The following is a 19,628-nucleotide window of genomic DNA, read 5'->3' as shown; positions in this document are numbered from 1 at the left end:
GTGCATTGTTATTGCCGGGCGATCCGGCGCTCGACCGCAGGCGGAAATTCGCCTTCCTCGTCTGAAATCACGATCTCCACGCGGCGGTTTTCCTGCCGGCCGGCGACCGTGTCGTTGGTGGCGACGGGGTAGGCTTCGCCCAGACCGGCGGCATCCAGGCGCTGATCGTCGACGCCTCGCTGTATCAGGGCGTCACGGACCGCACTGGCGCGTCTCTCGGAAAGCTCCCGGTTGTAGCCGGCATCTCCGTCCGAGTCCGTGTGGCCTTCGATGAGCAGTTGACGTTCCGGATAATCCTTCAGGAATGCCGCCACCCGATCGAGTGTGCTGGCCGCACCGGGTTTAAGCTCGGACCGATCGTAGTCGAACAGCACGTCGCCCAGGGTCAGAACCATTCCACGCTCGGTTTCTCTGGCCTTGAGCGCTTCGAGTTCGGCTTCCAGCGCACGCGCGTCCGCCATGGCATCGGCGGCCCGGGCCTGGGCCAGTTCGGCTTCCAGTGCCTTGCGTTCCGCCTGCCGGGCGTTCGCTTCGGCGACCGCCTCGGCATGAGCCGCACGGGCATCCGCGTGCGCCGCCTGGGCGGCGCGGGCTTCCGCTACCGAGCGCGCGGCGAGTGCCTCGCGTTCGCGGTCGCGGAGCAGGATCGCATTACGCTCCTGCTCGGAGGCGGCGATCTGTTCGCGGATACGGGCTTCCTTCACCCGCTGCTCGACAATTTCTGCGTGCCTGAGGGCCAGGTAGGCATCATGCCGAATGGCCTCCAGTTCCTCGCCATCGTCTCTTGACTCCTCGGCGCGCGCCAAAGCGTCCCGGGCTTCTTCGAGTTCATTGCCGGCAACGCGTGACGACATGGGATCCTGCTCCACGCGGTCAACGGCGGTGCGGGCATCCTCGAGAACGTCGATGCGGTCGGGCACGGTGCTGCAAGCCTGCAGAAGCGCACCCGAAATGATGATTGTGATGAGTTTTCTGTTATGCATGGGAATCCTCCTTAGCTGATCCCGTTGCGCGCGATTTCGCGGCGCAGCGTTTCGATGCTTTCGCGGATTTCGGCAAGAGCCTCGTCGGCCTTGCTCGTGTTGGCCTGTGCTGCGGCCAGTTCCGCGTCGAGTTCCGCTTTTTCAGCGGCACGCAGGGCCGCCCGGTATTCGTCCTGATCGGCGTAGTCGTACGCCATCTCCAGGTTTTGGCGGGCGCGGTCCAGTGCGGAACTTCCGAACTCGCGCGCGCCGTTCTGTTCGGCGAACTCGATGCTGGTCTCTGCCCGGGTCAGTTGTTTGTCGGGCCGGTCGGGAGCGGCCGCGCAACCCGTGGCGGTCACCAGCAAGGTCGCCAGGCCCAGGGTCAATCCGGTTCGTGTTTGCTTGTTCATCGTTACTCCTGTGTCCAGTTGCGACTTCGATGGGTTCACCCGCTAACCATGCAGGACTTGTGCCAGGCCCCGGAAACCGCATGAGAACGTGCGATACATGATCCTGGAACCGTCCGGGCCAGTGCCGGGCTTACAACGGCGTGTAAGAGTTACAAGCAGGATCGGGACCCTCCGCGGTGACGGTGAGGCCGCCCGAGCCGGGTTCGCGGAGTCCGATTGAAGGGTCAGGAAAGGGATCGACCCGGCCGAAATTTTCTGCAGGAAAAGTTTGCCGATACGCGCAAAATATGCCGCACGGCATGGATGTGAGTGAAAAAAAGATCCTTAAAAACAAGCGGATAGGTTTTGGCACGAAAACTGCTTCATCCCACCCGACGTTCCCGAAACCACGCGGCGGCCCGCACCGGACGTCAGATTACCCCGGGCAGCCGCACCGGATAGCGAAGGAGCATTCCAGATGAACAGGCAACTTGTTATAGGCGGCGTCATCGGCGCCGTGGCCGCGACCGCGATCGCCGGCGTGGCAGGTACGGACCTGATTGGATTCGGTGACTATGCCGATGTGGTGTCCGTGGAACCCGTGACCCGAACGGTTACGACCCCGCGCGAAGTCTGTGGTGATGAACTCGTGACCACGACCCGGCCCGTCAAGGACGAACACCGAATCTCAGGGACGATCGCCGGTGCTGTCATCGGTGGTGTTCTGGGCAACCAGATCGGTGATGGATCGGGGCAGGACATTGCCACTGCCGGTGGTGCCGTGGCCGGTGGATACGCCGGCAACACCATTCAGAAGAAGATTCAGGAAGGCAACACGGAACAGCGCGTGGAACACGTGTGCCAGACCGTGCACGAGACCGAGGAGATCCAGAACGGTTATCACGTGACCTACCGGATCGAAGGCGAGACTCGCGTGGTGCACATGGAGCACGACCCCGGAAGCCGGATCGAAATCGAGAACGGTGAACCGGTGCTGGATTCATGACCCGGTGCTCCGGTTGTTTCTGATTCCCGGCGTTCTCGAGGCCGGTCGCGCGAATGCCAGGCAGGCGAATCCGCGTCGCGCGACCGGTCTCTCTTATTTGCGAGTCAGCGGCCGGCGGACCGATTGCGCCACCGCTCCAGCCAGCGAACGAACCACGGAATGCGATATCCGAACCGGGGAAGGAAGCGGGCCGAACGGGCGGCCTTGTCGGCGTTGCCCTTGATGCCGTGCCCATCGAGCAGTCGATTGTAGTAATTGAAAAGCGCGGTGATCACAACCGCGTCGTGGGCCGTTTCTTCACGCCAGCCGGCGTCGGTGATGGCATCGATGTCGGCGCGGGTCATCTGTGACGGTGTCGTGGTGAGTTTGTGAGCCAGTGTCAGTATCGGCCGCATTTTCGGATCGACATTCGCGGTCTGCAGGTCGTCCACCGCCTGGGTCAGCATGACTTCGTCAACGCCGTATACCTCGGCCACGGCGCGGTGCGCGCCAAAACAGAATGAGCAGGCATTGATCCCCGAAACATAGGCCGCCAGGAACTCACGTTCGGCCACACTGAGTTCGGATGGACCGCGCAGAATGTTCTGGGTGGCCTTGTTCAGGGGATTGAAGCGTCGCGGATTGTGGAACAGGATGGCGGTGATGTCGGAATCGTCATCCAGCCATGCGAAAAATGCCATTTTCATCTCCTGGTGTCGTGGGCCATGCGCGGCCGGATTCCGCGCGCGGCCGGGCGGTGCCAGCCGGGGATTCCTCGCGGATTCTCGCACGATACCGTGCCTGCTTCCTTGTACGGGAACGATTTCACGCATATACTGTATAAATGAACAGTATATCAGGCAGAGGTGCAATTCGGGGCCGGGGTGCGCGAAGCAACATCAGCCATCGCTTCCAGCGGCGCAGCGTGGTCGCCGAACCGGCCGAGGCCGTCGATGGCGAGCCGCCGGTGACCCAGGTGTTGCCGGTGCGTGCGCGGTCGGTGATCACCCGAAACCGGTCGCCGGATGTCGGATTCAATCTTTCGGTCAACCCCTATCAGGGGTGCGAGCACGGGTGTGTCTACTGCTTCGCGCGGCCAAGCCATGCCTACCACGACCTTTCGCCCGGACTTGATTTCGAGACTCGGATTCTGGCGAAAACCAACGCGGTAGACTGTTTCGTTCGGGAACTCGCGGCGCCTTCGTATCGCTGTGAGCCGATCGCGATTGGTGTGAATACGGATGCCTACCAGCCGGCCGAGCGCGACTTGCGGATTACCCGTGGCTTGCTGGAAACCTGTCTCGCCCGCCGCCAGCCGGCAATCCTGATTACCAAGAGCCGGCTGATCCTGCGCGACAAGGACTTGCTCGCTGAACTGGCCCGGCTGAGGCTGGTGCGCGTGGCGGTGAGCCTGACCACCCTGGACCACGATCTGAAGCGCCGCCTGGAGCCGCGTACCGCCGGGCCGGGTGCGCGTCTGGGCGTGATCGGGGAACTGGCCGGCGCCGGCGTACCGGTGAGCGTGATGGTGGCTCCGATCATTCCGCGCATCAACGACGCGGAAATGGAACGGATTCTGGCGGCTGCCGCGGCGCGTGGAGCCCGGTCCGCCAGCTACGTCCTGTTGCGCCTTCCCGACGAAGTGGAGCCGTTGTTCCGCGATTGGCTGGCGGTGCATTTTCCGGAACGGGCGCGGGCGGTCATGGGTATTCTCCAGGACTGCCATCGCGGCAAGGCCTACCGTTCGGCGTTTCATACGCGCATGCGTGGCGAGGGCGAGTTCGCGGAAATCATCGGTCAGCGCTTCGCGGTGGCGAGACGCCGTGCCGGGCTCGACCGGCAGCTCGAGCCGCTGGACACATCCCGGTTCGTCAGGGTTCGGAAGGAACCGGAAACCGGTGGTCAACTGGACTTGTTCTGAGGCTCTGGTCAGGAACGGGTCCGGCCCGATAGCCAGGTCGCCAGAACACAAATTCCGCCCGCGGCAATAACCGCGGACTGCAGGTTCCAGGCGCTCGCGGCCGTTCCGACGAGCAAACTTCCCAATGACGTGCCGCCAAAGGCGATCATTCCCCAGAAACTGCTGACCCGCCCGCGTACCTCGTCATCCACCAGGCTCTGGATGAGAATCTGGGCACCGATTCCGCATAACGACAGGGTGATGCCCAGCAGGGCCACGACGGACACGGCGCCGGCGAAATTTGGCATGACTCCAAGCAGTATGACCAGAATTCCCGCGGTGCTCAGCGCATATCGGATGATACGGGTCGTAAGCCAGTCGTGGCCGCGGGACAATGCCAGGCCGCCGATGACCGCTCCGGCACCCACGGCGGAGGTCAGAATCGCGAGCGCCGACGCACCCCCGCTGAATATGTCGTCGGCGAATACCGGCAGCATTTCCAGTGCGCCCCGGCCGCACACCGAGGCCAGCGCCGACACGATCAACAGACCGCGGATCGCACGGTGGCTGAAGGCGTAGCGCGCTCCGTCCATCAACTCGTTCCACGGATGTTTACGACCGCGCTCACTGCGGGTCCGGGGCCGGATGTTCACGACGATCATCACCCCGATCAGCGCCAGATAACTGACGCCATTGACCACGAACGCGGTCGCCACCCCGAAGGCGGCAATGAGCACGCCGGCTATGGCGGGTCCGATGAAACGGGACAGGTTGAAGGCAACGGATGTCAGCGCGATCGCGCTCTGGAGTTGTTCGCGGGCGACGAGATTGGGAACGATGCTCATGCGAACCGGTGCGTGACCGCCGTCCAGAACACCCTGGACCAGTGACAGCACAACCAGCGAATGAATATCGATGTGACCGGCCGCGGTCAGTGCACCCAGGAGCACCATGTTCACACTGCTGAGCGAATTGATCAGGATCGACGTGCGTTTGCGGTCCAGCCGGTCGGCGAGCACCCCGAACACGGGGCCGAAAATCACCGCGGGGGCGAATTGCGTGGCCGCGACGATACCCACCCAGAGTTCGGACCGGGAGAGTTCCCAGGCATACCACGCCAGAGCGACCCGGTAGATCCATAACCCCAACAGCGAAAGGGTGCTGCCGGTCAGGTAGGTGAGGTAATTGCGGCTGGACAGGGCTGAACGTGTTGTACTCATTCGGTCAGCAGACAGCGCCCTCGTTTAAGCACCACGGTACCGCGCTCCTCGGCACGGACCTGGAACGCCACCTCGCTGGCCTGTTTCCAGACATCGACCGTGAGGGTATCGCCGGGCAGCACCGGTGCCGAAAACCGGGCATCGAAGGTACGGATGCGATCGCTGTCGTATTCACACGCGGTGGCCAATACCGCACGGCAGGCGATGCCGTAGGTGCACAAGCCGTGCAGTATCGGAATTTCGAAGCCGGCCTTACAGGCGATTTCCGGATTGATATGAATCGGATTGGTGTCGCCGTTGAGGCTGTACAGCAAGGCCAGGTTGCGCGGAGTCGCATAAGAGAAGCGCGCAGCGGGAGCACCGGTCGTGTCCAGCGAAGTCCGCCGGCGGCGTGTGGGCGGCGGTCCGCCGAACCCTCCGTCGCCGCGCGCGATGGTCACATAGGTGGTGCGGTAAACAGGCTGGCCGGAATCGGCGAGACGGGCCTCGGCCTGCATGTGGATTTCGGCGCCGCGGTCCGCGCCGCGGTCGTGAACCGCGCTGATCGACCCGCAGATGGCCAACGCTGTTTCGGCCGGAAGCGGCGCGAGCAGCTCGAGCTTTTGTTCCGCGTGCAGCGCCAGTTCCGGGCGTTCCAGGTGACAGGCCCGGGTGAGTTCGACGATGGCCTCACCGAAAATCGAGGCCATCGTCGGGACGGCCCTGAGATTCCGGCCGGGGCAAACGAATTCCAGTTCCGGCGTGTTCAGCGGGTCGGCCCCGAAGCCGACACTCAGCGCATAGCGACGCACTTCGTCCGCCGTGTAACGGCGGATGTGATCCGCGGTTTTCAGTCCCAACAAATGGTCGGCATCAAGGGCCATGCTCAGTGCTTCGGCTGCTGGCTGGACGCCGTACCCGGCCGGGCGGCGGAACCGGGACCGAGGTACCGGTGAGTCAGACTGGTCCAGGACCGCTCGATGAAGGACGCGGGATCACCCTTTTCTTCATCCCACCGGGCGGTAATGCCGGCTTCCAGGGCTTCCTCGAGCGTACCGCCCGCCGCAATCATCGCTGTCAGGTGCGCATGCACGTGGCGCAGCATCGCGACGTAATCGACCAGCGCGGCGCGGTCGGCCACCGGGCCGTGTCCCGGTACCACGATGGTTTTGGGCCCAATCGTTTCGAGCACCGATTCACTAAACGCGAGCATGCCGTCGAGGGTGCCGCCGTTGCCGGCGTCCACGAATGGGTAGCCGGCCAGGTTGAAGACATCGCCCATGTGCACGGTATCGTGGCCGTGAAAGTACACGGCCGCGTCGCCCGTCGTGTGGGCCGGCCCCACGTGGAGCAGGTCGATGCGCTCGCCGTTGAAATGGAACTGCATGGTGGTGTCGAAGGTGATGTCGGGCAGCGCGTGAGGCGGGTAGGCTTCCTGCCGAAATGTCATGGGACCGAGGTTGATCAACTGGTCTTCCAGCAACATGCGCCTGGAGTTGGCCTGAGACACCAGCCAGGTTCCCTCGGCGCCGAGGATCTGGTTGCCGTCGGCGTGATCGAAATGCCAGTGCGTGTTGACGACAAAATCGATCCGGGTGTCGCCGCGCTCCTTCATGGCCGCCCGCAGACGAGGCATGATCATCGGAAACTGATCGTCGATGATCAGCACGCCGTCCTCTCCGGATGAGACGAGGACGTTGCCCCCGAGGCCGAACAGGACGTAAAAGCCGTCACCCAGTTCCTGAACTTTGACCGGCGCTTCCGGGTCGATTCCCAGCGCGTCGGCCATCTGGTCCAGCGACAGCGGTTCCCGGTCGGGTGCGGCGTCGTGGGCCCCGGCCGTGGAACAGGCCAGTACACTCAGTAACAGACTGATCGGTGCAACAAGTCGTGTCGTTTCGGTCCACATGATTCGATCCCGTGTCCTGCCTGCGTGGAAACGCATAGCATAACCGGATCAGAACCCGTACGGGACGTGCCGGCCGAGCGGCGACGCCCTGTCTGGCCATGTCCCGGCAGGGGCCGGACGTGGCCGGCGCCCTGCAACCCGGTTGGCAACATCCATGGTGGATGCCGACCGGCTTCGAGGGGTCAGGTGTTGCCGATGACGTAGAGCATGTCACCCGGGTTGACCACGCCGAGCGTGTTGATATTGGTGAGGACTCCGGCCCGGGGGCAGCGAATCTTTTCGACCACTTCACCGCGAACGTCGATGATCTGACCGATGATCTGGTTTTTTCTGAGCGTGTCGCCCGCCGCGCATTTGGCCACGAAAAGGCCACCGCGACCGGCAAACAGGACGTGTCCGCCCACCAGGGTTCTGGGGGTCTTCTTCTCGGCGCGGCCCGGCAGCATTTTCAGGGTGCGCATCGCGTTCAAAATGCCCTTGACCGTCTGGTCAACCAGCGGCTCTTCGAGCCTGCCCTCGCTACCCACTTCGCAGTAAACGGCGGGAATTCCGGACTGCATGCATTCCATTACCGCTGAACCCCGGGCGGGATAGCTTGGCATTTCGGGAATGCTTCCGTGCGGTACTTCCCAAACGTGATCGAATCCGAACGACGCTGCGAATTCACGTGTCCGCTGGTCGGTTTCTTCATCACCAATCGGCAGGATTTCGATGTTGGACATCAATGATTCGTGCAGTTCGCCACCGTGGAGATCGATCAGGTAATCGGCCTTGCTGTTGAAGTGGCGGAACACGCAATCGGCAATCTGGTGAGTCACCGACTTGCCCTGGTGTGAAACGCTGCCGCCTTCTTCGACCGTGGAATCCTCGGCCGAGAATGCGGTGCCCATGTTCACGCCGTCGAGCGGTGAGATGTGGCCGCGCCGCATCATGAATCCGAAAACGTTCTGTACGTGGACGATAGCGACGGTTCCACGGAGTTTTTCCGGTTTGATTGCCTTGACCAGCCGGATCGAAGCCAGTACGCCGTTGAGTTCCATGGGGTGGCACGCGGCGGTCACGGCCAGAACCGGGCCGTCCTCGGCTCCGCGAATGACCGTGCAGGGAATGGTGACGGGACCCGCGGCCGTTTCGGCGGCTTTGAGATCGAATTCCTTGACTTCTCCCGGTGCTATTTTGCGATTGGCGAACTTCATGCTTCCTCCGACAGGGTGATTTGACCGAGCCGAGGCTACTCGGGTCCCGGTCCGATAAGAAGCCCGGATCGGTCAGAATCTTGTTGCGATAAACGCAACAATTCTCCCGAGTTGGCCCCATTGAAGGAGTCATGTCCTCTGGGTTCTACTGAAAAAAAGAGAGACGGGCAGCCCGATTTTCTGCATTGAGGAGTACGGTAGATGAGCATTCGCAATCGCATCATCACCGCCGACCACGGCGGTGATGCCATTCGTGTTCCGCTGATCGAAATCAGCGGGGCCAGTGACGGCCCGGTGACGAGCATCGTTGCTGGTGTGCACGGAGCCGAGTACTGCGGTATCGAGGCGGCGGTGCGCCTGTCACGAGAGATCGATTCGGAGCGTCTGCGCGGTACCTTGCGGATCGTCACGGTGGCCAACGTGCCGGGGTTTCTCGGCCGCTGTGAAGTTCAATGCCCGGTGGATGGCCAGAACCTCAATCGGCTGTTCCCCGGCAGTGCGACGAAGGATTACACCGACCACCTGGCGAGCGTGATTTACGAGAATTGCGTTCGCGACGCGGATTGCGTGCTGAACATTCACGGCGGTGACATTTTCGAGGAACTGGTGCCCTATACGGGCATTGGCCGCACGGGTAATGCCCAGGTGGACGAGCGTTGTCGCGAACTGGGGCGGGCCTATGGCTTGCCGTTTCTGCTGGAAAGCGGTTCGCCACCCGGTGCCGTGGCCGGCGGAAGTTCACTGAACCAGGCGGCCCAGGCGGACGGCATCACGAGCATTCTGGCGGAATCCGGCGGGCGCGGCCTGCTCGAGGAAGAATTCGTCGAGACCCATTTGCGCGGCATGCGCAATACGCTGAAGTGGATGGACATGCTGGATGGCGATCTCGAACTGCCGAATGAAGTCCGTGAACTCACGACGGATTTCTGGCGCATCTCCAGCGAGGGAATCTGTTATCCGGAACAGGCGATTGGAGACCGGGTGCGTGAGGGCCAGCGAATCGGCGAGGTGAAGGACTGGTTCGGCGATACGGTCGAGGAGTTGATCGCACCACGTGACGCATGGATCGTGGCCGTGGTCATCACGCCGGCTGCGCGCAAGGACGCCATCGTCTATCAGGTCGCATTCTGAACCGCCGGCGGTGCGCGTCGTATTCGGCAATGGGGTCGTTATTGGCGGGGTCCCGATTTGCGCCGGTCTTTCGAGCCCGATGAGCTGATCTCACACAGGACGAGTATCCATGGACAGCGTACTGCAAGCCCCGATGACCGTTTTCACCTTTCTGGCAGGAGTCTGCGCCGCCATTTACTGGTCCACGCAGCAGCCGTGGGGGAAGAGATTCTTCGAAATCGTGCCGCCGGTGCTTCTGGTCTGCTACATACCGGCCATCTGCACCAACCTGGGGCTCATTCCCGCACGCTCGGAGGCCTACGAGTGGATGCGGGACTATCTGCTGCCGATGAGCCTGTTTCTGCTGATCGTGGGCGCCGACGTGCCCTCGGTTCTGAAAGTGGGCAAGAAGGCGATCATCGTGATGTTGTTCGGTACGCTTGGCGTTGTCATTGGCGCGCCGGTTTCCCTGCTGCTGTTCCAGGACTGGCTGCCGCCGGACATCTGGAAAGGGATGGCGGCCATTTCAGGGAGCTGGATTGGCGGCGGCGCCAATTTCGCGGCGCTCAAGGAGTCCGTGGACGCGCCCGACGGTATCGCCGGTGCGGCCATCATCGTCGACGCGACCATCACTTTTACCTGGCTCGGCGTGATGCTGTATCTCGCGAAATTTCCCAATCTGCTCGATCGCTTCTATGCCAGCGATACACGCACCCTGGAGGAGCTCGACCGTCGATTCAGCGACTTCAAGGAAGCGACGCAGCGCATGCCCACCATGGTCGACTTCATCATCATGGTGGCGCTTGGGCTGGGCGCGGCCGTGTTCTGCGGCAAGTTCGCCGAGACGGTGCACCCGGTACTGCATCCGATGATCGAGTCGTTCTCGATGAGTATGGCGTCCGTATTCTCGCAGTTCACCTGGCTGATCCTGATGCTGACCACGCTGGGTATCGCCGCTTCGTTCACTCCGCTGCGCAAAATGGAGCAGGCGGGTTCTTCGACCTTCGGATTCGCGGCTCTTTACCTGTTTTTCACTTCGCTCGGGGCCCAGGCCGACCTCGCCCGGATCTTGGATATGCCGATATTCCTTCTGGTGGGCATCGTGTGGTTGTTCATTCACGTGTGCTTCCTGCTGCTCGGAGCGTGGTTGACGAAGGCGCCGTTCTTCCTGGTGGCCGTGGGCAGCGAGGCCAACCTGGGCGGGTATGCGACGGCGCCGGTCGTCGCTTCGGCTTTCTACCGTTCCATGGCACCGGTCGGTCTTCTCCTGTCCATCTTCGGCGGGGTCATCGGCACTTACTGTGGGCTGCTGGCGGCGTTCTTGTTGCGAACGGTCGCGAATTGAACGCTGTGGATTTCCGCGCTGTTGCCGTTGTCCCGGGCGATCGCCACTGAACCCGGATCCAACCGCGGTCAACGCATCCTGTTCTGAATCGTCGAGTCCCCCTGCGGCGAGACCCTGCTTTCAACCATTCACCGAATGGCGGCGTCAAAGGCCTGATATTCCCCGACAGGAGATTTTTGCCATGAGACCGTCATTCGCCACCGTTTTGATCCTGTTCGTGGCGTCCGCCCAGGCTGCGGATTGCCGCCATGAGAAAAAAATTGATGCGACACTCGACCTCGCGGGTGCGGACCGGCTGGTCATCGAGGCGGCCGCCGGAGACCTGGCGATCGCCGGTGACGACGCAGCGGTTCAGGCTCACATCCAGGGTCGGGTTTGCGTGTCGAAGGAGGCATGGCTGAGCGAGGCGGGCGTGGAAACGGATTCCGGATCGACCGCCCGAATCGCGGTGACCCTGCCTGACACGAACAAGGGCTGGAATCTTTCGGCTGACCGGTACGCTTCCATCGACCTGGAGATTACGGTTCCAGCCGGCCTGGAGCTCGAAGTCCGGGACAGCAGTGGCGACATGGTGCTGCGCGAAACCGGGCCGGTCAGTATCCAGGACAGCAGCGGCTCGATCGAGGCGCGGGACATCAATGGCCGCGTCACGCTCGAAGATTCGTCCGGTGACATCGAGCTGCGACGCATCCATGGCGATGTGCTGGTGCGGCGCGACAGTTCGGGCGGCATCGACGGTCGCGACATTCGCGGTTCCGTGCGCGTGGAACAGGACAGTTCCGGTGAAATTCGCTTCGAGGACGTCGAGGGTGATTTCATCGTCGAGCGCGATTCGTCAGGCGCCATCATCGCCGATAGGATCGGCGGCGATTTCCGGGTGCTGCGGGACAGCAGCGGCGGTGTGCGCATGACGGCCGTGGCCGGCGAGGTTGAAGTGGCCGACTGAAGCCGGCTGCCGGAGACGGGCAGGCTGTTTTCAGTAGAATCCGGCCGTCACCAGCAGGGTGATCGTCGCCCTTGTGACCCCGGACATGGGGCCCTGAGTCGACTGCGGATCAGGATCGCGCCGATCAGCGGCGCCGGAGGAATATCCCGGGACGCTCTCCGGTCACGGCCCCGTCTTTCCACACCACTTTCCCGTTGACCCAGACCGTGGTGATACCACTGCTCAGGGCCTCCGGGCGGTCCGGGGTGGCATGGTCGGAGACGGTTTGTGGATCGAACAACACGAGGTCGGCCGCCTGGCCGGCCTCGATCCGGCCGCGGTCGGTGATGCCCATGTGGTCGGCCGCGAGTCCCGACATTTTGTGGACCGCGGTTTCCAGACTCATCGCCTTCTGGTCGCGTACGTAGCGTCCGAGTACGCGGGGGTAGGAGCCGCGTGCGCGCGGATGCAGATCGACCAGGCCGCCGTCGGTGCAGACATTGGTGTGCTCCCATTCGAGCAGGGTCACGATGTCGGCTTCGCTCATGCTGGTGCCGATGATGGCATCGGCGGGTTCGCCGGTTTCCGCCTCCATGGCGGCAGATTCGGCGATCAGGTCCATGAAGGCCGTAACCGGGTCGGTGCCGCGCAGATTCGCGATCTCGCTGAGCGTTTTGCCAACGTAGGATGGATCCGGGTCGAATTGCGTCATCCACAGGCCCTCGGGTGGCGCCAGTTCGCCCAGTGCGAAGGTCACCGCGTCCCGGTCGGTGATGTCACGCTCCGGCAGCAAGACCATCATGTTCGACTGCCAGTACTCGTAGGGGTAGATATCGGCGGTCACCTCGATTCCCTCGGCACGGGCGGCGTCGAGGCGGGTCAGGATGTCATCCGCGGTGCCCCACAGGCTCTTCATGGCCAGCTTGAAGTGGGAAATCTGCACCGGCATTCCGGTCTCGCGTCCGATGTGCAGAATCTCTTCGATGGCCTCGTTCAGCCAGCGGTCCTCACTGCGCATGTGGCTGATGTAACGCCCGCCGTAGCCGGCGGCGAGCCGTGCCAGTTGCAGCACTTCATCCGGTTGGGAATAGATGCCCGGGTCGTATTCCAGACCGGTCGCCAGCCCCAGGGCTCCGGCCTCGAGTTCGGCCAGCAGCAGGGTCTCCATGCGTTCGAGCTCGGCGTCGGTGGCGGCGCGGCGGTAATCGTCGCCCATGACCTCGGCGCGCAGCGTGTTGTGTCCGGCATAGGAGGCGAGGTTGAGCGCCACGGGGTCTTGTTCCAGCCGGGTAGTGAAGTCGGAAAGGGGCCAGGGAGAAGAACCATCCTGGCCGACAATGGCCGTCGTGATGCCCTGGCTGACGGCGGGTTCTGCGTCCGGCAGTTCGAAAATATCGCTGTCGGCGTGGGAGTGCGTGTCGATAAAACCCGGGGCGAGTACCTGTCCGCCCCCGTCGACGGCAGTCTCGTGCGGCAGGGGTTCGAGCACGCCCACATCGATGATGCGGGAACCGTTGATCCGGACCGAGCCGGCGAATCGCGGATAACCCGTACCGTCGATGACGGTCACGTTTGTGATCAGCCAACTGTCCGGCCGTGGTGGCGCGGTTTCAGGTGGCGTCGCACCAGTGTCCTCCCGGCCGCAGGCGGCGAGGCTCAGGACGAGGCTGACGGTCAGGGCGAGAAGCCATACGCGGTTCAGCGTCTGGCCGGCGCGGGAACGATTCCGGGTTGGGGTCATAAAAGGTCCTTCATGCGGTAGTACAACATTCCGAGCGCAACCATCTGGCCGCCCACGGCGGTGCCGACGGGCAGGCGCAGCCGGCGCATGTTGGCGAACAGGTCGAAGTGTTCCAGGGTGCCTCCGATGGCGTCGGCGATGATTTCACCCATGATGTGGGTGGCGTTGACACCGTGCCCGGAATAGCCCTGTGCGTAGTACACGTTGCCGTTGATGCGGCCCAGTAGCGGGATACGCAAAATCGCGATGCCGATACTGCCGCCCCATTCGTAGTCCGTGCGCACGTCGCGGAGTTCCGGGTAGACCCGCGCCAGGCGCGGACGCAGTACGGCGCTGATGCTGGCGGGGACTCTGCCTGAATAATTGCAGCGCCCCCCGAACAGCAGGCGGCCGTCGGCGGACAGCCGGTAGTAGTCGATGATGTTGTTCATGTCGCAGACCGCGAGGTCCAGCGGATTGATGCGCCGGCGCACCGTTTCGGAAAGCGGCTCGGTGGCCATGATGAAGCTGCCTGCCGGAAACGTCGTGCCACTTAGCCGGTCCTGTTCCAGCCGGTGAAAAACGTGGCCGGCCAGTACCACGGCGTCGGCTTCGATGTGACCGTGTGCGGTTTCCACCCGCGGACGCGAGCCATGAACAATACGGGTCGCCGGGGAGTGTTCGAACACGCTGGCGCCGAGCGAGACGGCGGCTCGAGCCTCCCCCTGACACAGGTTCAGGGGATGCAGGTGCCCGTTGCGCATGTTGACGAGTCCACCGCAATACGCTCTGGTGCCGAGCGTTTCCGCCATGCCATCACGGTCCAGCAGATAGTGCTCGTAAGGAAAATTGCGCCGTTGCAGGCGCGCGAAATCGGCCTCGAGCGCACGCAGGTGCCTGGGTTTGATCGCGGCATCGACGTAGCCGCATTTCAGATCGCACTCGATCCCGTAGCGCACGATGCGATCAAAAATGATTTCGTGTCCGCGCCAGCGCAGATCCCATAGCTCGTCGGCGATGGCGTCGCCGTGATGACGGGCGATTTTCTCTTCGCCGCTGATGCCGCAGATGAGCTGGCCGCCATTACGCCCCGACGCACCCCAGCCAATGCGATTGGCTTCGATGAGAGCGACCCGGTAGCCGCGCTCGGCCAGTGTGAGTGCCGTCGAGACTCCCGTGAAACCACCACCCACGATCGCGATGTCGGCCGACTGCGCGCCTTTCAGCGCGGGATAGTCGGTGCGGTTTTCGGCCGTCGCCGCGTAGTACGAATCCGTATGTTCGGCGTATTGGTGGTTTTCTTTCATTTGGCTGAGGGTTCAGGCTCAGCCGCATTGTCGCTTATCCGTCAGTCGCGCGCGAATGATTCCGGCCGGCCGCCGGGATCATGACCGCCCCTCGCGCGGACGGGCGGGGAGCGAGGCGGGCCGAGCCTACTGTTTGACCCGTTCGCGTGCGCGTTGCACCGCGGCGGACGAATCCAGTTTGGCGTACCAGGACTGCAGATGGGTCAGACCGTCGAGCGAAAAGTCCACCTGTGGCGCCTGTTCGAGATAGGCGAAGGCGAACAGGTCGGCAATGCTGAATTGTCCGTTGGCGAGATGGCCGTGCTCGCCGAGCCAGGAATCAACCACGGCGAGTTGCTCGCTGGCGAATTTCTCGGCCTTGGCGCATTGATCGGCATTGGGCTCGCCGATGCCTGCCCTGGGTTTGATCACGCGCTCGAAATAGAGCATCGACAGCCAGTGTCCGGCATGGCAGGTGAAGAAGTCCATCCACTGATCCACGCGCGCACGCTGCAGTTTGTCCTGCGGGTAGAGCGGCGAATTCTCGACATTGGCGACATAGCGGCAGATCGCGCCGGATTCGAACAGGAATTCACCGTCGTGTTCCAGTACCGGAACCTTGCCTACCGGTGTCATGCGCTTGAATTCCTCGCTGAAATTTTCGCGCTCGAACAGGTTGACGAAGCGGAACTCGTAATCCACCTCTAGTGCCTCGAGCACGTACAGGGGTTTCAGGGTGTTCTGTGTGAAGAATCCGTGCAATCGGTACATCGGGGAGGATCTCCTTTGCTTTCATTATGCAAGTAAATTGAGCATAGGTCGTTAGCTTGCTAAATGCAAGTAGTGAACCTAGACTGCCGGCATGGCTCCCCAACGACGCTCGGACTGCCCGCTGGCCTTTGCGCTGGACGCGATAGGAGATCGCTGGAGTCTGCTGGTGCTGCGCGACATCCTGTTGCACGGTAAACGCCACTATGAGGAATTCCTCGAATCGGGCGAGGGAATTTCCACCAATATCCTGGCGGATCGGCTCAAACGACTCGCCCGTCAGGGTCTGCTGTCCAAGGAGCGCGACGCGGATAACCGGCGCCGTTACATCTATCGCCCGACCGAAAAGGCGTTGGATCTGCTGCCCGTGATCGTTGAAATGGTTTTGTGGAGCGCCCGTTACGATCCCGATACGGGCGTGACGCCAGACGTGGTCGAACGACTTCGTGACGACCGGGCCGGTTTCTTCGTCGAGGTGCGACGGCGGTTCGGTCGCGGGGAGGGTGCGTGAAAACCTTGCGCGAAGCCCTGGGGCGAAAAACCTTCGTCATGTCCGCTGATCTGGACCTGGGCCGTGGCACCGGTGCGGCCGAAGTGCGGCACCAGGCCCGCCAGTTGGCCCCGGTGGTCGATGCCGTGCAGGTGCCTGACAGTCACGACGGGCGTCTGCAGATGTCGGTGACCGCGGCGGCCGCCTTGCTGCTGGCGGAAGGCGTGGACCCGGTTGTTCACCTGACCGGCCGTGACCGCAACCGAATCGCTCTCGAGAACGATTTGCTGGGCCTGGGCGTGCTGGGTGTGCAGAGCGTGTTGCTGACCCGGGGCGAGGTCTTGCCCGACTCCTATCGTCCACCGACTCGCCAGGTGCTGGAGCTGAGCGGCACGGACCTTGTCACCATCGCGCGCCAACTTGGCGAAGACGAATCGGTGCCCGGCGTGAGCGGGTTTCACGTGGGCACGGCCGCAACGGTGTTCGCTCCACGCAAGGGCTGGAAGCCGAAGTCTCTTCTGGAGCGGGTGGAAGCCGGCGCCGACTTCGTGCAGATGCAGATCTGCTTCAACCTGAAGTCACTGCGGCGATACATGATGCACCTGGTCGACGCGCGTCTGCCCTGGCGGTGCGCCGTGCTGGCCGGAATCGCGGTCCTGCCGGATGTGGAAACGGCAAAAAGGCTGCAGTTGGCCCTGCACGGCAGCGCCATGGCCGGCCAGATCGTCCGGCGTATGGCGGATGCGGTCGAACCCGAGCGGGAGGGGGTTGCGATCGCGCTGGAAAAAATCCTGCAGTTGGCGGAAATACCCGGTATCTCCGGGGTCAATCTCACGGCGCCGGGAAGGCCCGACCTGATCGCGGAGACGGTGCGGGCGGCCAGAAGTCATCTGGGGTAAGCTGGAGCCTCCGCCCCGGGGCGTGAGGCGGAATGGGTCAGATACGGGTTCGGCATGGTGGCGAACGCTCGCATTTTTCATGAACGCGAAGGGCTTTGGTATCACGGCGGCGCCGTGCTCTACGCCCTGACCGCCTACGCACTCGGCATCGCCGGGCTGCTTTCGGATCTGTGGTGGGTCAACCTGGGCGCAATCGTGCTGTGGGGGCATGGCATGGTGATCGCCGCCTACATGATTCACGAATGCGGCCACAACACCGTGTTTCGCTCCAACCGCGCCAATGCCCGCCTGGGCCGTTTTCTGAACTGGGTGACCGGTACCTGTTACGGCACCTTCGAGGATATCCGCCACAAACATTTTCGGCACCACATGGACAACGACGATGCCGTGTGGTGGCTTTACGAACCGTTCTTTCGCCGGCATCCCCTGATCTATCGGGTCACGCGCTGGCTCGAGTGGCTGTATGTACCTGCGCACGAACTGATCATGCATTCCATCACGGTGTTCACCTCGTTCGTGATTCCGCGGCGGCGTGATCAGCGGCTGCGCAATGTCGTCATCATCCTGGTTCGGGGCACCGTGTTCTGCTGCATTCTGTGGTTTCAGCCGAAAGTCGCGCTGGGCTATCTGGCGGCATACCTGGTGATGATTCACGTGCTGCGCCTGATGGACAGTACTCATCACGATTACGGTCCGAACCCCACTTTGTTCGTCAACAATCCGCCCTCCCGGTTCGGTGGCCGCGAGCGCGAACAGGAGCACACATTCAGTTGTCCTGTTTCGCTGAGATTCGAAAAACTCAACTGGCTGGTGTTGAATTTTGGCTTTCACAATGCCCATCACGCGCGGCCCACCGTGCCGTGGTACCGGCTGCCGGCTTTCGATCGCGAGCGCTTTGGCGATGATCCCGCGCGCTTCATTCCGTTCACAGCCCAGTTGCGGATGTATCATCGATTCCGGGTTTGCCGCATCCTCCACGAGGGTGGGCCGCTGGATGACCTGCAGGGCGCGACGGGGTCGGACTATCTCCGCGCCTGCCGGCAGGCGCGCAATTACGGTGGTAACGGCGTCAGCTTCCTGACCTCCTTTTGAGGGGCGGGCCGCGGCCGCTACGGCGGCGCCTGGCGATCGCCACCTGCCGGAGGGCTCGCCGTGGCTTCTGCCTGCGGGTAGTGGGCGTGGGATGCAATGTGGCGGCCGAGCCAGTGCCAGCCAAGAACGGCCAGCAGCACGTTGCAGATCGTGGTGGCCGCGAATATGCCTTCCAGCCCGATCAGCCATCGCCCCAGAAATGCCAGCGGCAGGAACAGCACGATCACCCGGCTCACGGAAATCACCACGCCCGGCAAAGGCCGCCCGGTGCCATTGAAGGCCGCGTTGACCGACATCACCAGCCCGTGTGCGCCGTATCCCCAGGCGACGAGCCAGATGTAGTGAACGGCAACCTGGCGAATGGTTTCGGAGTCGCTGAACAGTCCCGTAATCGGTCGTGCGAGCAGTGCCATCACGATGGCCAGCAAGAGTCCGTAACCCAGACAGAACCCGGTGATCAGCCGGCGCGCTTCGAACAGACGTCCATGCTGGTCCGCACTGAAGTTCTGTCCGAAAAACGGACTGGCGACTGCGGAAAGCGAATAAAAGACCAGTAACGCGAACGGTTCGATGCGGGCGGCGACACCGAACCCGGCGACCGCATCAACGCCGTAAGCGGCAATCATCGATACGACTATGGCGCTGGAGAACGGGATGATGGTATTGGTGAGTACGGCCGGCAGGCCGATGGTCAACATGTGCCTCCACGACTCGATCATTTGCGCCAGGGGCACGAATGGATTGGCGAACACCTGCATGCGTGCGGCCAGAATCCACATGGATACACCCAGCATGGTGGCGGTGGAAACCAGGGTCGCCAGGGCCGCTCCCATGACTTCGAGCTGGGGGAAGCCGAACAGTCCGAAAATGAAAATCGGATCGAGAATGAGGTTCAGTATGGCCGTGGTTGTAATGATTCGTGCCTCGACATCAGCACGGCCGCGCGCGCGTAACGATGCCAGGCAGGTCCACAGGCAGGCATCCATGGGCGCCAGCCAGTACCAGACCCCCATGTAGTCGCGGATAATCAGCATCAGATCATCGGTGGCGCCGAGCAGGCGGAACACCGGATCGATGGTGCCCAGCCCGACGAGGCCGATGATGCCAAGCACGGCAGTGGCCAGGACGGTGCTGTCGGTGGTCAGGCGGCGAGCACGTCCGCCGTCCTTGCGGCCAATGGCTCGCGAAACGACGGAAGCAGTTCCCGCTTCGAAACCGATGCCGATGCCGTAAACGAGCCAGATCACGGGAAAGGTGAACGCGACCGCCGCCAGCGGCGCATCGCCCAGGCGCGAGATGAAGTAGAGGTCGACGGCTTCGAAAGAAAAAATCGCCACCAGGCCAAGCGAGAAAGCCGCCGCCTGGCGGCGCAGATGGCCGCCGACCGGGCCTGTGGTCAGGTCCGTCATTCCCAGTTGTTCCGCTTTGAGTTCCGCCTGTGAACCGGACA

19 protein-coding genes are annotated in these 19,628 nt (G+C 62.8%); 8 read left to right on the top strand and 11 right to left on the bottom strand.

Annotated features, from left to right (window positions below):
* Positions 1-8: 8 nt before the first annotated feature.
* On the bottom strand, positions 9-983 hold the full coding sequence (locus tag V3330_RS16065; protein WP_354696463.1) for an OmpA family protein: 975 nt from the start codon (positions 981-983) through the stop codon (positions 9-11).
* Between the two features lie 11 nt (positions 984-994).
* Positions 995-1,375 carry a DUF4398 domain-containing protein gene (locus tag V3330_RS16060; RefSeq protein ID WP_354696462.1) on the bottom strand — a complete coding sequence of 127 codons (381 nt, stop codon included), beginning with the start codon at positions 1,373-1,375 and terminating at the stop codon, positions 995-997.
* A gap of 457 nt (positions 1,376-1,832) precedes the next feature.
* On the opposite strand from V3330_RS16060, the gene V3330_RS16055 reads away from it, so the two are divergent.
* The gene (locus tag V3330_RS16055) at positions 1,833-2,360 is read left to right on the top strand and encodes a glycine zipper 2TM domain-containing protein (RefSeq protein ID WP_354696461.1); all 528 of its coding nucleotides are present in this window, start codon (positions 1,833-1,835) and stop codon (positions 2,358-2,360) included.
* Positions 2,361-2,464: 104 nt separating this feature from the next.
* Here the strand turns inward: V3330_RS16055 and V3330_RS16050 are convergent, their stop codons facing one another.
* Positions 2,465-3,040, bottom strand: a complete 576-nt coding sequence (locus V3330_RS16050; RefSeq protein ID WP_354696460.1) for a carboxymuconolactone decarboxylase family protein — start codon at positions 3,038-3,040, stop codon at positions 2,465-2,467.
* Between the two features lie 143 nt (positions 3,041-3,183).
* On the opposite strand from V3330_RS16050, the gene V3330_RS16045 reads away from it, so the two are divergent.
* The gene (locus V3330_RS16045) at positions 3,184-4,260 is read left to right on the top strand and encodes a PA0069 family radical SAM protein (RefSeq protein ID WP_354696459.1); all 1,077 of its coding nucleotides are present in this window, start codon (positions 3,184-3,186) and stop codon (positions 4,258-4,260) included.
* 8 nt (positions 4,261-4,268) lie between these two features.
* Here V3330_RS16045 and V3330_RS16040 read toward each other — a convergent pair whose 3' ends face one another.
* The 4 genes from V3330_RS16040 to V3330_RS16025 form a co-directional block, all read right to left on the bottom strand.
* On the bottom strand, positions 4,269-5,459 hold the full coding sequence (locus V3330_RS16040; protein ID WP_354696458.1) for an MFS transporter: 1,191 nt from the start codon (positions 5,457-5,459) through the stop codon (positions 4,269-4,271).
* Positions 5,456-6,322 (bottom strand): MaoC family dehydratase, encoded by an 867-nt coding sequence (locus V3330_RS16035; RefSeq protein WP_354696457.1) that lies wholly within the window; start codon positions 6,320-6,322, stop codon positions 5,456-5,458. Before V3330_RS16035 ends, V3330_RS16040 begins: the two co-directional genes overlap by 4 nt.
* Before the next feature lie 2 nt (positions 6,323-6,324).
* The gene (locus V3330_RS16030) at positions 6,325-7,347 is read right to left on the bottom strand and encodes an MBL fold metallo-hydrolase (protein ID WP_354696456.1); all 1,023 of its coding nucleotides are present in this window, start codon (positions 7,345-7,347) and stop codon (positions 6,325-6,327) included.
* Between the two features lie 182 nt (positions 7,348-7,529).
* A complete protein-coding gene (locus V3330_RS16025; RefSeq protein WP_354696455.1) occupies positions 7,530-8,543 on the bottom strand; it encodes a succinylglutamate desuccinylase/aspartoacylase family protein in 1,014 nt (337 codons plus the stop codon).
* A 201-nt stretch (positions 8,544-8,744) separates the two neighbouring features.
* Here V3330_RS16025 and V3330_RS16020 point away from each other — a divergent pair, with 201 nt between their 5' ends.
* The 3 genes from V3330_RS16020 to V3330_RS16010 all read left to right on the top strand — a co-directional run bounded on the left by V3330_RS16020 (position 8,745) and on the right by V3330_RS16010 (position 11,944).
* Entirely contained in the window at positions 8,745-9,674 is a 930-nt protein-coding gene (locus tag V3330_RS16020; protein WP_354696454.1) for a succinylglutamate desuccinylase/aspartoacylase family protein, read from the top strand.
* 109 nt (positions 9,675-9,783) lie between these two features.
* Positions 9,784-10,998, top strand: coding sequence for a DUF819 family protein (locus tag V3330_RS16015; RefSeq protein WP_354696453.1), 1,215 nt, complete (start codon positions 9,784-9,786; stop codon positions 10,996-10,998).
* 181 nt (positions 10,999-11,179) lie between these two features.
* Positions 11,180-11,944, top strand: coding sequence for a DUF4097 family beta strand repeat-containing protein (locus V3330_RS16010; RefSeq protein ID WP_354696452.1), 765 nt, complete (start codon positions 11,180-11,182; stop codon positions 11,942-11,944).
* Positions 11,945-12,068: 124 nt separating this feature from the next.
* On the opposite strand, the gene V3330_RS16005 is transcribed toward V3330_RS16010, so the two are convergent.
* From V3330_RS16005 to V3330_RS15995, 3 genes are all read right to left on the bottom strand, one after another.
* A complete protein-coding gene (locus V3330_RS16005; RefSeq protein ID WP_354696451.1) occupies positions 12,069-13,664 on the bottom strand; it encodes an N-acyl-D-amino-acid deacylase family protein in 1,596 nt (531 codons plus the stop codon).
* A complete protein-coding gene (locus V3330_RS16000) occupies positions 13,661-14,950 on the bottom strand; it encodes an NAD(P)/FAD-dependent oxidoreductase (RefSeq protein WP_354696450.1) in 1,290 nt (429 codons plus the stop codon). Before V3330_RS16000 ends, V3330_RS16005 begins: the two co-directional genes overlap by 4 nt.
* 126 nt (positions 14,951-15,076) lie before the next feature.
* Positions 15,077-15,700: a glutathione S-transferase family protein gene (locus V3330_RS15995; RefSeq protein WP_354696449.1), complete on the bottom strand. Its 624-nt coding sequence runs from the start codon at positions 15,698-15,700 to the stop codon at positions 15,077-15,079.
* A 91-nt stretch (positions 15,701-15,791) separates the two neighbouring features.
* On the opposite strand from V3330_RS15995, the gene V3330_RS15990 reads away from it, so the two are divergent.
* The 3 genes from V3330_RS15990 to V3330_RS15980 are packed head-to-tail and all read left to right on the top strand — an operon-like array spanning position 15,792 to position 18,178.
* Positions 15,792-16,208, top strand: coding sequence for a winged helix-turn-helix transcriptional regulator (locus tag V3330_RS15990; RefSeq protein WP_354696448.1), 417 nt, complete (start codon positions 15,792-15,794; stop codon positions 16,206-16,208).
* Complete coding sequence (locus V3330_RS15985; protein WP_354696447.1) at positions 16,205-17,086, top strand: methylenetetrahydrofolate reductase; 882 nt, start codon at positions 16,205-16,207, stop codon at positions 17,084-17,086. Before V3330_RS15990 ends, V3330_RS15985 begins: the two co-directional genes overlap by 4 nt.
* Positions 17,087-17,140: 54 nt before the next feature.
* Positions 17,141-18,178 carry a fatty acid desaturase family protein gene (locus V3330_RS15980; protein ID WP_354696446.1) on the top strand — a complete coding sequence of 346 codons (1,038 nt, stop codon included), beginning with the start codon at positions 17,141-17,143 and terminating at the stop codon, positions 18,176-18,178.
* 17 nt (positions 18,179-18,195) lie between these two features.
* Here V3330_RS15980 and V3330_RS15975 read toward each other — a convergent pair whose 3' ends face one another.
* Positions 18,196-19,587 carry an MATE family efflux transporter gene (locus tag V3330_RS15975; protein WP_354696445.1) on the bottom strand — a complete coding sequence of 464 codons (1,392 nt, stop codon included), beginning with the start codon at positions 19,585-19,587 and terminating at the stop codon, positions 18,196-18,198.
* Positions 19,588-19,628 lie beyond the last annotated feature (41 nt).

The organism is Elongatibacter sediminis (assembly GCF_037892215.1).
Taxonomy (GTDB): Bacteria; Pseudomonadota; Gammaproteobacteria; order Xanthomonadales; family SZUA-36; genus Elongatibacter; species Elongatibacter sediminis.
Note: the sequence above shows the minus strand (reverse complement) of the source record. Positions and strands in the feature narration are given on the sequence as shown.

Excerpts from the sequence above, each read along its gene's own strand:
- V3330_RS15990 (WP_354696448.1), top strand. The coding sequence starts at position 15,792 with ATGGCTCCCCAACGACGCTCGGACTGCCCGCTGGCCTTTGCGCTGGAC.
- V3330_RS16030 (WP_354696456.1), bottom strand. The coding sequence starts at position 7,347 with ATGTGGACCGAAACGACACGACTTGTTGCACCGATCAGTCTGTTACTG.
- V3330_RS15995 (WP_354696449.1), bottom strand. The coding sequence starts at position 15,700 with ATGTACCGATTGCACGGATTCTTCACACAGAACACCCTGAAACCCCTG.
- V3330_RS16040 (WP_354696458.1), bottom strand. The coding sequence starts at position 5,459 with ATGAGTACAACACGTTCAGCCCTGTCCAGCCGCAATTACCTCACCTAC.
- V3330_RS16035 (WP_354696457.1), bottom strand. The coding sequence starts at position 6,322 with ATGGCCCTTGATGCCGACCATTTGTTGGGACTGAAAACCGCGGATCAC.
- V3330_RS15975 (WP_354696445.1), bottom strand. The coding sequence starts at position 19,587 with ATGACGGACCTGACCACAGGCCCGGTCGGCGGCCATCTGCGCCGCCAG.
- V3330_RS16015 (WP_354696453.1), top strand. The coding sequence starts at position 9,784 with ATGGACAGCGTACTGCAAGCCCCGATGACCGTTTTCACCTTTCTGGCA.
- V3330_RS16060 (WP_354696462.1), bottom strand. The coding sequence starts at position 1,375 with ATGAACAAGCAAACACGAACCGGATTGACCCTGGGCCTGGCGACCTTG.
- V3330_RS16005 (WP_354696451.1), bottom strand. The coding sequence starts at position 13,664 with ATGACCCCAACCCGGAATCGTTCCCGCGCCGGCCAGACGCTGAACCGC.
- V3330_RS16020 (WP_354696454.1), top strand. The coding sequence starts at position 8,745 with ATGAGCATTCGCAATCGCATCATCACCGCCGACCACGGCGGTGATGCC.
- V3330_RS16000 (WP_354696450.1), bottom strand. The coding sequence starts at position 14,950 with ATGAAAGAAAACCACCAATACGCCGAACATACGGATTCGTACTACGCG.
- V3330_RS16055 (WP_354696461.1), top strand. The coding sequence starts at position 1,833 with ATGAACAGGCAACTTGTTATAGGCGGCGTCATCGGCGCCGTGGCCGCG.
- V3330_RS16050 (WP_354696460.1), bottom strand. The coding sequence starts at position 3,040 with ATGGCATTTTTCGCATGGCTGGATGACGATTCCGACATCACCGCCATC.
- V3330_RS16045 (WP_354696459.1), top strand. The coding sequence starts at position 3,184 with ATGAACAGTATATCAGGCAGAGGTGCAATTCGGGGCCGGGGTGCGCGA.
- V3330_RS16025 (WP_354696455.1), bottom strand. The coding sequence starts at position 8,543 with ATGAAGTTCGCCAATCGCAAAATAGCACCGGGAGAAGTCAAGGAATTC.
- V3330_RS16065 (WP_354696463.1), bottom strand. The coding sequence starts at position 983 with ATGCATAACAGAAAACTCATCACAATCATCATTTCGGGTGCGCTTCTG.
- V3330_RS16010 (WP_354696452.1), top strand. The coding sequence starts at position 11,180 with ATGAGACCGTCATTCGCCACCGTTTTGATCCTGTTCGTGGCGTCCGCC.
- V3330_RS15980 (WP_354696446.1), top strand. The coding sequence starts at position 17,141 with ATGGTGGCGAACGCTCGCATTTTTCATGAACGCGAAGGGCTTTGGTAT.